This window comes from Nonomuraea sp. B19D2 (assembly GCF_040137845.1).
GTDB lineage: Bacteria > Actinomycetota > Actinomycetes > Streptosporangiales > Streptosporangiaceae > Nonomuraea.
The window spans coordinates 516,602-529,646 of the sequence record NZ_JBEFAK010000003.1; the positions used below are offsets into that span (position 1 = coordinate 516,602).

Sequence of the window (13,045 nt, forward strand, 5' to 3'; positions counted from 1 at the left end):
CTTACGCGCACCTTTAGGTTTCTTTATTTGCGCTTCAGGACGATTAATCCGGACAATGGCCGCCATGGAGTTCGTCCTCGCCGCCGTCGGCTGGGCCGGCGCCGCGCTGCTGCTGGCCGGGTACGCCCTGGTCACGTCGTCCCGGCTGGCGGGGGACGGCGTGACGTACCAGATCGTCAACCTCGCCGGCTCGGTCGGCCTGATGATCAACAGTGCTTACAACGCCGCCTGGCCGTCGGCCGGGCTCAACCTCATCTGGGCGGGCATCGGCGCCGTGGCCCTCGTCAAGCTCACCCGACTTGGAGTCGCCAAATGATCGTCGAACTCAGCCACCGCATCGTCGACGGGATGGTCACCTATCCCGGCATCCCCGGCCCGAAGCTGGGAGTGCACCTGAGCCGGGAGGACTCGCGCGAGGTGTACGCACCGGGCACGGAGTTCCACATCGGCACGATCACGCTGGCCGCCAACACCGGGACCTACGTGGACACCCCGTACCACCGCTATGCCGACGGGCCCGACCTGTCGCAGGTGCCGCTGAGCAAGCTGGCAGACCTCCCCGGCCTGCTCGTCCGCGGCGGCCAGGGCCGGGAGGTGGTGATCGACAAGGGCCTGGACGTACGCGGGCGGGCCGTGCTGATCCACACCGGCTGGGACCGCCACTTCGGCACCGACGCGTACCTGCACGGCCACCCCTACCTCGCGCCCGAGTCGGCGCAGTGGCTGGCCGACCAGGGGGCGGCGCTGGTGGGGATCGACTCGCTGAACATCGACGACACCCCGCCGCACGGCGAGCGCCCCGCCCACTCGATCCTGCTGAAGGCGGGGATCCCGCTGGTGGAGCACCTGACGGGCCTGGCCGAGCTGCCCTCGGACGGCTTCCGTTTCCATGCCGCGCCCCCGATGGTCGCGGGCATGGGGACGTTTCCGGTCAGGGCGTACGCGGTCGTCGCCTAGTCTTCTTCCTCGGCCTCGTCCCAGGCCTTGTTGCGGTCGGCGGCGCGCTGCAGCGCCCCGGCCGCCTCCTGCTCGGACTCGTAGGGACCCATCCGGTCCTTGTTGGGGCAGCCCTGCTCGGGCTCGACCCGCATGTGCTTGAGACAGAACCACCACTGGCCTTCGCTCACGAGGTCAATTCTGCCCCGTAGACTCATGTTTCATGACGACACTGCTCCAGCCCGGGCGAGTTTCGCCCATGCGAAAGGTTCCCGCCCACATCGAGCGGCCGGAGTACGTCGGTAAGAAGCGCCCCAGAACCGGCGAGTCCGACGTGAAGAGCCCCGAGATCATCGAGCGCATGCGGGTGGCCGGCCGGATCGCCGCCCAGGCGCTCGAAGAGGTCGCCAAGCGCATCCAGCCGGGCGTGACGACCGACGAGCTCGACCGGATCGGCCACGAGTTCCTCATCGACCACGGCGCCTACCCGAGCACGCTCGGCTACAAGGGCTACCCGAAGTCGCTGTGCACGTCGATCAACGAGGTGATCTGCCACGGCATCCCCGATGACACCGTGCTCCGGGACGGCGACATCGTCAACGTCGACATCACCGCCTACATCGGCGGCGTCCACGGCGACACCGACGCCACCTACCTCGTGGGCGAGGTGGACGAGGAGTCGCGGCTGCTGGTGGAGCGCACGCGTGAGGCGATGACGCGCGCCATCAAGGCGGTCGCGCCGGGGCGGCAGCTCAACGTGGTCGGGCGGGTCATCGAGGCGTACGCCAAGCGCTTCGGCTACGGCGTCGTGCGGGACTTCACCGGTCACGGGATCGGCACCAGCTTCCACTCCGGGCTGATGGTGCCCCATTACGACGACCCGTCGCTGCGGGTGGAGCTGGTGCCGGGGATGACGTTCACGATCGAGCCGATGCTCACGCTGGGGACGATCGAGTACGACATCTGGCCCGACAAGTGGACGGCGGTGACGAAGGACCGCAAGCGCACGGCCCAGTTCGAGCACACGATCGTGGTGACCGAGACCGGCAGCGAGATCCTCACGCTCGCCTGATCGCGGCGGCGTGTCACCGGCGCTTGGGCACCACCCCGGTCACCGTCGTGCCCTCACCCGGCACGCTGTTGACCGACAGGCTCCCGCCCAGGTCCGCGAACGCCGCCCGCATCCTCGCGATCCCGCTCCCTGCCCCCGTGAGAGGAAAGCCCTGGCCGTTGTCGCTGACCGTCATGCGCAGCCCGCTCTTGCCGGCCGTCACGGCGATGGACACGATCCGGGCCCGGCTGTGCAGCTCGACGTTGGACAGGGCATCGTCCAGCACGGCCATGACGCCGCGAGAGACCTGCGACGGCACATCGGTGGCGGGTAACGCCCAGGTCTCCACGGCGATCCCCGTGCGCTCGGACCACTCGGCCAGGTAGCTCTCGAGCGCCTCTCCCAGCCTCTGCCCCCCGCGCATCCGTGTCTCTTCCGACATGGTTTCGCCTTCCTCGGCACGCCGGGCTCGCACCGGTCCCCACTCCGGCGCTCCCACCTGGCGGTGCGCATCCCCCCTCAAGGCCTACGCACGCTGACTGATGCGGTTATGCCCGTCTCCCCTGCGAGACAGGCTACCGGCCGGTCCAGAGACGTGTAGTCGGAAGATAGAAGGCCATGGCCGAACCGCTACGCGAGCCTGAGGCCGCGGAAGAACCGCTACTCCCCCTTGTCGGCGCGGTTGAGACGGGCGAGGTAGGCGTTGTAGGAGTCGAGGTCGGGATCCCCCGCACCCGAGCGGTCGGCCCGCCTGTCGGCGCGCCGCGCCTGCCTCTCGTCGTCCCTGTACCACTGCATGGCGATGGCCAGCAGCACGATCAGCGTCGGGATCTCGCCGAACCCCCAGGCGATGGCCCCGCCGTCGCGCTGCGTCTGGATCAGCGTCTCGCCCCACGTGCGGCCGAGCTGCTCGTACCAGTCGGAGGCGATCACCGTGCCGGTCATCATCAACGCGATCCCGAAGAACGCGTGGAACGGCATGGTGACGAAGAGCATCAGCAGCCGCCCGACGTACGGCAGGCGGTTGGGCCCGGGATCGACCCCGATGATGACCCAGAAGAACAGGCACCCGCTGAGCAGGAAGTGGAGGGTCATCCAGATATGCCCGAGATGCTCCTGCATGGCCGACTCGAAGAGCGGCGTGAAGTACAGCGCGTACGTCGAGGCCACGAAGATGAACGTGGCGACGCCGGGATGAGTGATGACCTTGGTGAACCGGCTGTGCAGGATCGTCGTGATCCACTCCCGCGGCCCCCGGTCACCCCTGCGGGTGGCGGGCTTGAGCGCGCGCAGGGCCAGCGTGACAGGCCCGCCGAGGACGAGGAAGATCGGCACGACCATGGAGAGCGTCATGTGCTCGATCATGTGCATGTCGAACATGACCTTGGCGTAGCGGGCCAGGCCGCTCTGCGTGGCGAAGACGAGCAGCACCACCCCGATGCACCAGGAGGCCGTACGGCCCCACGGCCACTTGTCGCCACGCCGCAGCAGCCTGAACACGCCGAGCCCGTAGAGCCCGCCTAGCACCGCGGCGACCGCGGCGAAGAACAGGTCGAACCACCACAGGGAGAACACGTTGCCGAGCGTCATCTCGGCGGGAAGGGGGAAGCCGAGCAGCTCGTACGCCCGGTCGGCGGGCACGCTGAACTCGGGCGGCTGCGTGCGCGACAGCGCCACGGCCACGCCGACGGTGGCGAGCATGAGCAGCAGCTCGCCGGCGGCCAGCCGGGTGAACGCGCGGGGCCTGCCCTTGCGCAGGTCGGCCACCGTGCGCTGCCTGTGCCAGTAGCCGACGTAGCCGAGCAGCACGAACGCCACGATCTTGACCACGGCGAGCACGCCGTACGGGGTGGTCCACAGGTCGGACACCGCACCCAGCCGGGCGACCAGGCTGAACACCCCGGAGATGCCGACCCCGGCGTAGCACCAGAGGGCCATGTCGGAGAACCGGGCCGCGGCCACCTCGAGCTGCGGCTGCTTGCGCACCGCGTGCAGGGCCAGCACGGCGAGCCCGCCCACCCACAGCGCGAGCGCGAGCAGGTGCAGCGACACCGCCGACGTGGCCAGGTCGTGGTTGGGCGAGGACGAGGTGTGCCCGGTCAGCGGCGCGGGCAACAGCGTCACCAGCGCGAACACCAGCAGCCCCGCCGCCGCCCCGGCGGTGATGGCGCCGCGCGAGAACAGCGCGATCGCCACCCCGAACAGCACCACGAGCGTGAGCGCCACGCCCTGCGTGGTCTGGGTGGCGTAGCTGGTGAGGAAGGCGCCGTTGAGGATCTCGGGCACGGTCCTGCCGATGGACTCGGCGGTGCCGAACAGGATGGCGGCGAAGGCCGACCCGGCCCAGGCCAGCGCCGCCCACGAGGCGGCCTTGACGTATTCGACGCCGCTCCTGCCGAGCACGCCCTTGTCGTTGGGCAGCAGCACGGCGGCCATCAGCAGCAGGCCGACGGTGGCCACGCCCGACACGTCCATGGCCAGCTTCGACAGCGGCAGCCCCCACCGGACGACGGCTCCGGAGTCGGGCAGCCCCGGGATGATCCTCGGAAACGCCCTGCCGCCGGCGATCATGCCGAGCACCAGCGCGACGACCGCGGCGGCCGCCCCGGCGAGCGCGAGCCGCGCCGCCTTGCTCATGGCTTCTTTCTCCGCGCGCTGAGCAGGAAGCCGATACCGATGCCGACGAGCGCGCCGATCACGATGACCAGCCAGACCGGGAACGTTGCTTGTTGGCCACTCGACGCCTGGTCGGTGGCCGGCGCCGCCTCACTGGCCTCACCGGCCGGAGCCTGGGCCTGGGTGGGCGGGGCGGAGCTCGCCGGCGCCGCGCTCTCGGAGGCGGAGGGGCTGGAAGACGGCGTCTCCGCCCCCTCCACCCTGAAGGGGATCTCGCCCTCGATGGGATGCCCGTCGGACGACACGACCCGGTAGGCGATCGTGTACTTCCCGTCGGGCAGCGGCCCCTCGACCGCCTGCGTCACCACCTTGCCGTCCACCTGCGGCTTGCCGCGCTGATGCTCGGCGTCGCCGGGCCCGCGCACGATCACGTACGGCAGGCGCACGCCGGCGGTGAACTCGAGGCGCACCTCCTCGAGGGCCTTGACCTTGGCGCCCTTGGCCGGAGAGCTGCTCTTGAGCGCGTCGTGCGCGAGCGCGGGCGCGGCGGTGACGAGCACGAACAGGGCGGCGGCGACGGCGGCGAGCGCCGCGAGCGGGGATCTCTTCATGACATCCTCAAGGCTACCGACGCCACCGCCCGGTCCGGACCTCCCTACAGCCCCGCGCAGGCCAGCGCCCGCTGATAGGCCTCCACCGCGCCGTCGGAGTCGCCAAGCTGCTCCATGGTCTCGGCCGCGGCGTACCAGGTGCCGGCCGCTCGCCGGGAGTCGGGCAGCGGCGCGAGCCAGTCGCGTACGGCACGCGCCTGCGTGACGGCCTCGTCGAGGTGTCCCAGGGCGCTGTGGGCTCGGCTGACCAGCAGGTTGGCCTCCGCACCGAGGGCGCGCACGTTGCTTGGCAGCATTTCCTGTCCGGCTTGGACGTGATCCAGCGCCTCGGCGGGCGAGCCCAGGATGATCTCGGCTCGGGCTAGCTCGACCCGGCACCGGGCCAGGTCACCCGTGCTCGCTGATGTCTGCGCCAGCTCTTCTACGGCCCGCAACATCATGTCACGCGCGTTCCGTGCCTGGTCGGGACGCACCCGTACGAGCAGCGCGCCCAAGGCGTTGCGCATGCGCGCGAGGTTACGCGGCTGGCCGTTCTCCGACTGCACCGCCAGCGCGCGCTCAGCGAACGCGAGTGCCTCTCCGTCGTGCCCAGCGCTCTGCGCTACCACCGCGGCGTTCCAGCAGGCGGCGACGATCGACCTTGGCGTGCCCAGCATGTCTGCGGCGTTGAGCAGCTCGGCGGCGAACTGCTTGGCCCTGAGCATGTCGCCACGGTAGAGGTAGGCGGAAAGGAGCGTGGCGCCCAGCTCGATGAGAGAGTCCGTCCAGGTAGGGCGGGAGGCGCCGCCGAGAATTTGCTCACCGACCTCGACCGCTTCTGTGAGCCTCTCGCTGTCGCGATAGACCCGGCAGAGAGCGATGGCGAGCTCCACGGCGCGCTCTTCTGTGGTCTCCTCACCCCGTAGCCGGGTGAGGATGGAGATCGCCTCGTCGAGATCGCCGGCTGCCTCCGTCGCCAGGGCCAGGCCGTATTCCGTATCTTGACGAAGCTTGGTGAGACCTGTCAGGTTGTTGTCCGTCAAAAGCTCAGCGAAGCGGGTCTGGGCCTCGGAGACCTCACCGTTCTCCAGGGCCAGCCGCGCGTAGCCCAGCGCCAGCTCGATGTCTTCCATCTGCTCGGCCGTGACACCGTTGACCAGATAGGAGAGGGAACAGTCGAGCTTCTGAGCGAGCAGCTCCAGCACTGCGGGGGTCGGGGTGCGTTTGCCACTCTCGATGAGAGAGACGTAGCTGTCCGACAACTCCGGATGGGCGAGTTGCGCCTGAGAGAGGCCGCGCTGACGCCTGACTGTCTTGATGCGAAGTCCGACCATGTCAGATGTGGTCACTGCTACCGCTCCCTGAGATTATTGCGTTCGAGCAACACGAATAGGCGAGGGAGATCCCCCTGATGCGCACACGTACTCCACTGTCCGTACTTGCTGCAGTGATTGTGGCCCTTGCGGCCGTCGGAGGCAATGCTACGGCTGCATGGGCGGATTCGTCTCTCCAGATGGCGGCGGATGTTCCTACTTGCTGCTGAGCATCTCGGGGACTAGAGGCGCATGATCTGCCCACTGAGGCGGCGGCCCTCGGCTGTTCCGCACGAGATTCGAAGGCCCAGGGCTGGGTTGTTCTACCGATACAGGCGTGCTCACCGCACCTTATTGATCTTGGCTTTAGCAGCATCATTGCGACGATCTTTCTTTGCGTCATGGCGATACTTACTACGCCGCCTTCTTGACGGGAATCAGTGGCGAATCCAGGGGGCCGCATGAGCGAAGGAATCTTCGTCCGCCTTCTCGGCGAGGTGATCGCCGAGTTTCGCTGCCGGGGCTCCGAACAACCCATCAGCCTCGGACCAGCCAGACAGCGTGCCACCCTGTCCATGCTAGCCGCGGCAGCGCCCCGCCCCCTCCCGATGGGAGAGCTGGTCGCCGGCGTCTGGGGCGAGGACGCCCCGCGTAATGCTGAGCAGGGCGTTTACACCTACATCTCCGGACTGCGCCGCGCTTTCGAGCCCGATCGCGGGCGGCGCGAGCCGTCGCGTGTGCTGGCGGGAACATCGGCCGGCTACGTCTTGCGGCTGGAGCCCGCCCAGGTGGATGCGCAGCTGTTCGCCGAGTGGACCGCAGAAGCCAAGCGGGTCCAGCGCTCCGGCGACGACAGTCAGGCCGTACGCCGCCTCGACGAGGCCCTGGCGATGTGGCGGGGCACCGCGCTGAGTGGGCTGTCCGGCCCCTTCGTGGAAGCGGAACGTGATCGCCTGGAGCAGCTCCGGCTTGCCGCTCTGGAACTGCGCGCGGAGAGCCTGCTGCGCCTGGGCCGCCACCGGGACATCGTCGAGGAGCTGCGGTATCTCACTCGCCGGAATCCCCTACGGGAGCGGGTCCGCGAGCTGCTCATGGTGGCGTTATTCCGCTCGGGCCGCCCGGCGGAGGCACTGAGGGCCTATGAGGAAGGCAAGGTCCTGCTTGCCGAGGAGCTCGGACTGTCGCCGGGCGAGGGGTTGCGCCGGTGCTACGAGATGGTGCTGCAGGCCGATGCGGCGCCCGCCCCGCGTGCGCCGACACCACACCAATTGCCCCGCCCGCTGGCGGAGTTCGTGGGCCGGTCGGCGGAGATCGTGCGCCTGAAGGAGCAGCTCGCGCCCTGGGGGGAGACCCCGCCCACCCCATTGGTGATCATCACCGGGCCGCCGGGCGTCGGCAAGTCAGCGCTTGCCGCCTACGTCGCGCACCTGGCCAAGGACCACTTCCCCGACGGGCAGCTCTACGTCAACTGCCGGGGCGCCACACCCGAGTTACCTGCGCTCACCCCGCTCGACGTGCTCGGGCGGTTCCTGCGCGCGCTCGGCATGCCGCCCAGCGCCGTGCCCGCTGACCTGGACGAGGCGGCGGCCGCGTGGCGCAGCCGCCTGCACGACCGGCGGGTGCTGGTCGTGCTGGACGACGCCACCGACCTCGCGCAGATCCGGCTGCTGCTGGCGGCCTCGCTCGGCAACACACTGCTTGTGACCAGCCGGGAGACCATGAGCTGGGGCGAGGACGCCTTCCAGCTGGAGCTCGCCAGGATGTCCCAGGCGGAGTCGGCCACGATGCTCGCCACGCTGGCGGGTGCAGGCCGAATCTCGGCCGACGCGAGCGAGACGGCCAGGCTCGTGCGCCTGTGTGACGGTCTCCCGCTGGCTATACGCATCGCCGGGGCGCGCCTGGCCAGCCGCCCTGACTGGAACGTCTCCGCGCTGGCGTCCCGCCTGAGCGACGAACGGACCCGGCTGAACGAGCTGGCGGTCGGCGACCTGGCGGTCCGCTCCAGCCTGGCCGCCAGCCACACCGCGCTCGAACGCGGCTCGCGCCCCGTGGATCGGCTGGCTGCGCGCACGCTGTCGCTGCTGGGCCTCCTGCACGTGCCCGAGGTGACTGTTGAGGCAGCGGGCGCACTGGTCGGCGTGGCATCCAGCGAGGCGGAACCGGCCCTGGAGCGGCTGGTGGACGCCCATCTGCTCGATCGCGCCGGCCCTGGCGGCTACCAGCTGCACGACCTCATCCGCCTCTTCGCCGGCGACCTGCGGCCCGACGACTCGCGTGAGCCACTGATCCGCGCGCTGTCGTACTACGCTGCCTCCACGCGCCTGGCCAGCCAGATCGACGACCCGCATCGCACGCAACTGGCGGCCCCGGTCGACGCGGTCGCGCACGAGATCCGCACCCCGGACGAGGCGCGGGCCTGGCTGCGCGATGAGGAGGCCGTCCTGCCGGCTGCGGCCGTACAGGCGCTGAACTCCCCCGACGACACGATCGCCCGGCTAGGCGTCAACCTCACGTTCGGCCTCTTCTGGCACCAGAATCTCGCCTACCACATGACGGAGATGAAGGAGCTGAACACGCTGGCGTTGAGAGTGAGCGAGCGCCTCGGGGATGAGGCCAGCGCCCTGCTCGCACACGACCACATCGCCAACGCCCTTCGTATGACGGGACACGCGGACGAGGCCCTCGCGCACCTACGGTCCGAGCTGGAGCTCGCCCGGCGGCTCGGCGACGCCTTCGCCCAGATGCGTACGTTGGGTAACCTGGCCAACACCTACGTCTCGGGTGAACGCTACGAGGAGGCGCTGCCCTGGGCGGAGGACCAGCTCGCACTGGCCAGGAGCATCGGCGCGAGCGTGGGAGTCAGGTACGCGCTGCTGATGATGGGGTACTCCCACCTGGGTGCGGGACGTCCAGAGAAGGTGCGCGAGGCGCTGCATGAGGCCCTGCCTTGCGCCGAGGAGGCGGGAGACTCCAGCCACGAGGGGCAGATCCGGCTCGTGCTCGGCGAGGCCCACCTTGACCTGGACGACCCGAAGCAGGCTTTGCAACACCTTCTCCGGGCTCGTGAGCTGATCTCGGCGAGTGGCTACCGGATCGGGAAGGTACGTTGCCTCATCGGGCTGTCGCGCGCGTACCGGATGATGGAGGACCCCGACCGGGCCCTGTCTTACGTCGTCGAGGCCATGGCCTGCGGTGGCGGGCTCGGCCACGCCCGCTGGGAGCGCCGGTTGAGGGAGGAGTGGGCGGCCGTGGCCGAGGCAAGAGCGGCTACCTGAGCAGGCCCGTGTCCCTGAACGCCAGGAAGAAATCGACCCGGTCGGCCATAGTCGCCAAATTCCTTCCGGTCAGCTCCTCGATCCTGCGGATCCGATAAAGGACTGTGTTCACGTGCACGGGCAGCCGCTCCGCGCAGGCGCTTCACGAGCTGACGCAGCCGGAGAAGATCCCGAGCCTGCGCACCAGCTCGGACTGGTGCCGGCAGTCGTAGTCGAGCAGCGGCGAAAGCAACTGGCCGCGAACGAGCGCCGCATATACCCGGCATTCGTAGCCTGGGTGTGTTGTCCAGCGTTTGGGCCGTACTTGCTGGTCGGGTTCTTGCGGGAGAGTCCTTGAGGCGAGGTCTGCGCTGGCCGGGCAGAAGCGCGCCGAGGATGGCCCGGCCGACGGCGCCGACAGAGATCGATCGGGGCGGCAGGGAAGATCCCGGCCGCAATGGTGATCGTGGTGGCGACGGCCTGGAGCAGGACAGTGAAGCTGATCCGCTCCATGTCCAGGCCCGGCCGACTGGCCGTGGCGTCGGTGGCGGCGCGGATCAGCGCCTGGTGGGCCGTCAGCATGCAGGCACGCTCAAAGGCCGTGGTCCTGCATCACCAGCACGGGCAGCGACTGGCGGAAGACGCAGCGCGAGTCCTATTGAGATCGATCAGCCGGGCCGACCCTTTGATCCACCACCGTCATAGACGCCACAAGTCCGGTTGTCGAAATCAATCGCCCTCAACACCGCTTCGCGAGGCGGTGTTGAGCTACAGAAGCCTACTCCGCCGACACCTCCTCTTTGGGCTTGTCGGTGCCGCTGCCGCGGCCTCATGGCCGCCGCATAACCGGGGGCGCGGAGCTGAGCGATTCAAACGCCGGACACGGCTACTGCGGCGCGACTATGGAGCCCTTGCCTGGCTTGGTGGTGATCAGTCCCCGGTCCCTGAGGGCACCCATCGCCTTCCGAACGGTGACGCGCGCAACATCAAACTCTTCCTGAAGCTTCACCTCCGAGATCAGGGCAAGAGGAGGGTAGGTGCCGCTCTCGATGCGCTCCGCGACGACATTCGCTATCTGCTCCCACTTGTAGAGCCTCGGGTCCCACTCAATCACAGGACGACTTTACGTATCTCTGGACCTACCAGCATAGAACAGGCATGCCTAGGAATGCTATAGACAGGCTAGGACAGGACGATATAGGTTTTCCCGTGGCGCTGGTGAACGAAGGTCGAGAGCCCCTCCGGGTGGGCTTCCCCTGTGCGCTCCCATCGGGCCGCCCGTGGGAGCGCGCAGTGCGGACGATATTCGCCATTCGCTCGCCAGCGCCTCACCGGCGCCCGTGGTCTTCGGCGGCATGACTGGTCAGGCATGGGCATTACGTAGCACGGAGGACGGTGAACCTGTGGCCGACGTCGGCGACTTTCATGGCATGCACCCCGCTGCACCCCGGCCGAACGCGGTGCCGGTGAAGTGGTCCCCCGTCCAGCGGCGTACGGATCGCGTCCGCGTCCGTGCCTACACGTGCGAGTGCTTGTCGGTGGTCTTCGAGCAGTGCGTAGCCAGCGGGCTGGGCTTCGTGCGGCGGTATGACCGGTCCGTTTGGCCTGAGTCCGTGGTCGAGAGCCCATGGGTGAAAGTTCGCGACGCCGAAGCGCTCTGGTCGCAGATAATCCTGGGCGAAGCGCAATGACGGCGTGCCGGACGCACAACTCGCATACGTAGCCTCACGGTTCCTGACCGGAGTCATGTTGCGTGTCCGTCTGTGGCCCTGAAGAGAAGGTGTTGGGGCTGAGGCCAGGTTGTACGTGGTTGGGCAAGCCAATCGCGGAGGGACAGCCGGTCTTCAATGGCCGCGTTCGGTTAGCCGAGGATGCCAAGTCCTGGGCAACCCTGGCATTGTTGGCCAGAGCGGCGGCGAGTCCAGGGCCGAACCGATGATCTCCTGCCGTCCGACGCGTGGTTTCTTGGCATCGTTGAAGACCTTGTTGGCTATGCCGAGGAGGAACGCATCGTCGAAGCTGCCGTACCGCAGGAGCTTGTCGACGATGCTGCCACTCAAGGCTCCGCCGTCGGTTGCGATCAGCTCGTCGGTATAGCCCTTGGGGAGCTTCATGTCGCCGACTCCTCGCGATGCTGTTCCCAAGGTCACGCTCAGAGCCGCCGCCAAGCGGTCTATCCGAGGACGGTGGCTCGTCCCAATCCTTGTGTATGGAACCGGGCTCCGAGGTGTAGAGATCCCCAAGGCGTGAGCCATCGAGGTTTACCCAGACGACCGTTTTATGGTTGGCCTCGTTCGGAAGTCGTGCCTGTCGTGCGGTCGGTGAGCGACACGACGGCGATGGGCACGATCAACATCAGCTTGAATAATCCAATGCAACGTCTGTCATGCGAATCCATTGCACTCGCTGATCGTCCTGTAGGTCTCGGATATCTTTCGGTGAAGCCGTTACAACGAACCCACCGATGAGAGGATTAACCGAGCTGTCTCGGAGTTCTTGTAGATTGAGGCCGAAGGCCGCGAGCGCATCAGCATCGTCTTCCCTGAGTGAAGCGACCCACCGCTGAAATTGATGCGCGCGCAGGTCTCCTGCGGGACCACAGTCAAAACCCATTGCGCCGCAGTCACCGCCAGACCACGTAATTGGCTTCGCACGGCCGTTCGCGTGCGTAAGTATTACTGCGCCAATTCTGCCGTCCCAGATGCTCCAGGCACGGGCAAGGTTTTCCTCGGGCTGCGGGGTATTTAACTTCACGACCGCGGTTACCGCGAGCGGCTCATCCATATCCACAAGCATTTTCCGCGTATATTCAGATGTGCGCGCAGCCATGTCTTCCGCATCACCACTGACAGCGTCTATTGCTATGCCGGTTGTCGTTGCCTCCAGAGAAGGCGCCTCTATCTCCATATCTGAGGACAGCTCTACCTTAACCGAGAATCTATGCCACTGGTGATTCAGGCTTTTAAAATAGGAAGATCGCGCGCTAATGGGAATGGTAACCGTGCCACCGCGAGGATGGATGTCAAAGTTCCCATCTTCTATACCGAAATAGTCAATGGTGTAACCAGGATTCACTACGTTGAACGCGTTTACTAGCACTCGTCGTGCGTGTCCCGAGTCGACATACTCGGCCCATGGTCCGAACCTCTGGAAGGCGGCGATGCCGCCCGCGATGGCAACGAGGAGAGCGACGAGGCCAGTAACGATCTTGAGCCTTAAGCTGCCCAGCATGACAATCCCCCACTATACAGGCATGGTCGAAGCCGGCCGCCGGGTTGGGCGCCC

At 67.6% G+C, this 13,045-nt stretch carries 13 protein-coding genes; 4 read left to right on the forward strand and 9 right to left on the reverse strand.

Going from position 1 to position 13,045, the window contains the following annotated elements; genetic code table 11:
• Positions 1-64 precede the first annotated feature (64 nt).
• Together ABN273_RS09095 and ABN273_RS09100 are read left to right on the forward strand one after the other, a co-directional pair.
• Positions 65-316 (forward strand): CBU_0592 family membrane protein, encoded by a 252-nt coding sequence (locus ABN273_RS09095; protein ID WP_349448208.1) that lies wholly within the window; start codon positions 65-67, stop codon positions 314-316.
• Positions 313-957 (forward strand): cyclase family protein, encoded by a 645-nt coding sequence (locus ABN273_RS09100; protein ID WP_349448209.1) that lies wholly within the window; start codon positions 313-315, stop codon positions 955-957. Before ABN273_RS09095 ends, ABN273_RS09100 begins: the two co-directional genes overlap by 4 nt.
• On the opposite strand, the gene ABN273_RS09105 is transcribed toward ABN273_RS09100, so the two are convergent.
• Positions 954-1,154 (reverse strand): hypothetical protein, encoded by a 201-nt coding sequence (locus ABN273_RS09105; protein WP_397145341.1) that lies wholly within the window; start codon positions 1,152-1,154, stop codon positions 954-956. The genes ABN273_RS09100 and ABN273_RS09105 overlap by 4 nt on opposite strands.
• Before the next feature lie 5 nt (positions 1,155-1,159).
• Here ABN273_RS09105 and map point away from each other — a divergent pair, with 5 nt between their 5' ends.
• Positions 1,160-2,008: a type I methionyl aminopeptidase gene (gene map / locus ABN273_RS09110; RefSeq protein WP_349448211.1), complete on the forward strand. Its 849-nt coding sequence runs from the start codon at positions 1,160-1,162 to the stop codon at positions 2,006-2,008.
• A 13-nt stretch (positions 2,009-2,021) separates the two neighbouring features.
• Here the strand turns inward: map and ABN273_RS09115 are convergent, their stop codons facing one another.
• The 4 genes from ABN273_RS09115 to ABN273_RS09130 all read right to left on the reverse strand — a co-directional run bounded on the left by ABN273_RS09115 (position 2,022) and on the right by ABN273_RS09130 (position 6,542).
• Positions 2,022-2,429 (reverse strand): sensor histidine kinase, encoded by a 408-nt coding sequence (locus tag ABN273_RS09115; RefSeq protein WP_349448212.1) that lies wholly within the window; start codon positions 2,427-2,429, stop codon positions 2,022-2,024.
• A 218-nt stretch (positions 2,430-2,647) separates the two neighbouring features.
• Entirely contained in the window at positions 2,648-4,624 is a 1,977-nt protein-coding gene (locus tag ABN273_RS09120; protein WP_349448213.1) for a bifunctional copper resistance protein CopD/cytochrome c oxidase assembly protein, read from the reverse strand.
• The gene (locus ABN273_RS09125) at positions 4,621-5,214 is read right to left on the reverse strand and encodes a copper resistance CopC family protein (RefSeq protein WP_349448214.1); all 594 of its coding nucleotides are present in this window, start codon (positions 5,212-5,214) and stop codon (positions 4,621-4,623) included. The genes ABN273_RS09120 and ABN273_RS09125 overlap by 4 nt, the downstream gene beginning before the upstream one ends.
• 44 nt (positions 5,215-5,258) lie before the next feature.
• Positions 5,259-6,542 (reverse strand): helix-turn-helix domain-containing protein, encoded by a 1,284-nt coding sequence (locus ABN273_RS09130; RefSeq protein ID WP_349448215.1) that lies wholly within the window; start codon positions 6,540-6,542, stop codon positions 5,259-5,261.
• Between the two features lie 425 nt (positions 6,543-6,967).
• On the opposite strand from ABN273_RS09130, the gene ABN273_RS09135 reads away from it, so the two are divergent.
• Positions 6,968-9,781: an AfsR/SARP family transcriptional regulator gene (locus tag ABN273_RS09135; RefSeq protein WP_349448216.1), complete on the forward strand. Its 2,814-nt coding sequence runs from the start codon at positions 6,968-6,970 to the stop codon at positions 9,779-9,781.
• Here ABN273_RS09135 and ABN273_RS09140 read toward each other — a convergent pair.
• The 4 genes from ABN273_RS09140 to ABN273_RS09155 form a co-directional block, all read right to left on the reverse strand.
• A complete protein-coding gene (locus ABN273_RS09140; RefSeq protein WP_349448217.1) occupies positions 9,774-9,899 on the reverse strand; it encodes a helix-turn-helix domain-containing protein in 126 nt (41 codons plus the stop codon). The two genes, ABN273_RS09135 and ABN273_RS09140, sit on opposite strands and share 8 nt — an antisense overlap.
• A gap of 747 nt (positions 9,900-10,646) precedes the next feature.
• Positions 10,647-10,874 carry a GntR family transcriptional regulator gene (locus tag ABN273_RS09145; protein ID WP_138714219.1) on the reverse strand — a complete coding sequence of 76 codons (228 nt, stop codon included), beginning with the start codon at positions 10,872-10,874 and terminating at the stop codon, positions 10,647-10,649.
• A 730-nt stretch (positions 10,875-11,604) separates the two neighbouring features.
• Positions 11,605-11,874, reverse strand: coding sequence for a hypothetical protein (locus ABN273_RS09150; RefSeq protein WP_349448218.1), 270 nt, complete (start codon positions 11,872-11,874; stop codon positions 11,605-11,607).
• Between the two features lie 241 nt (positions 11,875-12,115).
• Positions 12,116-12,991, reverse strand: a complete 876-nt coding sequence (locus ABN273_RS09155) for a hypothetical protein (protein WP_349448219.1) — start codon at positions 12,989-12,991, stop codon at positions 12,116-12,118.
• Between the last annotated feature and the right edge of the window lie 54 nt (positions 12,992-13,045).

Excerpts from the sequence above, each read along its gene's own strand:
- ABN273_RS09115 (WP_349448212.1), bottom strand. The coding sequence starts at position 2,429 with ATGTCGGAAGAGACACGGATGCGCGGGGGGCAGAGGCTGGGAGAGGCG.
- ABN273_RS09095 (WP_349448208.1), top strand. The coding sequence starts at position 65 with ATGGAGTTCGTCCTCGCCGCCGTCGGCTGGGCCGGCGCCGCGCTGCTG.
- map (WP_349448211.1), top strand. The coding sequence starts at position 1,160 with ATGACGACACTGCTCCAGCCCGGGCGAGTTTCGCCCATGCGAAAGGTT.
- ABN273_RS09125 (WP_349448214.1), bottom strand. The coding sequence starts at position 5,214 with ATGAAGAGATCCCCGCTCGCGGCGCTCGCCGCCGTCGCCGCCGCCCTG.
- ABN273_RS09150 (WP_349448218.1), bottom strand. The coding sequence starts at position 11,874 with ATGAAGCTCCCCAAGGGCTATACCGACGAGCTGATCGCAACCGACGGC.
- ABN273_RS09135 (WP_349448216.1), top strand. The coding sequence starts at position 6,968 with ATGAGCGAAGGAATCTTCGTCCGCCTTCTCGGCGAGGTGATCGCCGAG.
- ABN273_RS09105 (WP_397145341.1), bottom strand. The coding sequence starts at position 1,154 with ATGAGTCTACGGGGCAGAATTGACCTCGTGAGCGAAGGCCAGTGGTGG.
- ABN273_RS09100 (WP_349448209.1), top strand. The coding sequence starts at position 313 with ATGATCGTCGAACTCAGCCACCGCATCGTCGACGGGATGGTCACCTAT.
- ABN273_RS09120 (WP_349448213.1), bottom strand. The coding sequence starts at position 4,624 with ATGAGCAAGGCGGCGCGGCTCGCGCTCGCCGGGGCGGCCGCCGCGGTC.
- ABN273_RS09155 (WP_349448219.1), bottom strand. The coding sequence starts at position 12,991 with ATGCTGGGCAGCTTAAGGCTCAAGATCGTTACTGGCCTCGTCGCTCTC.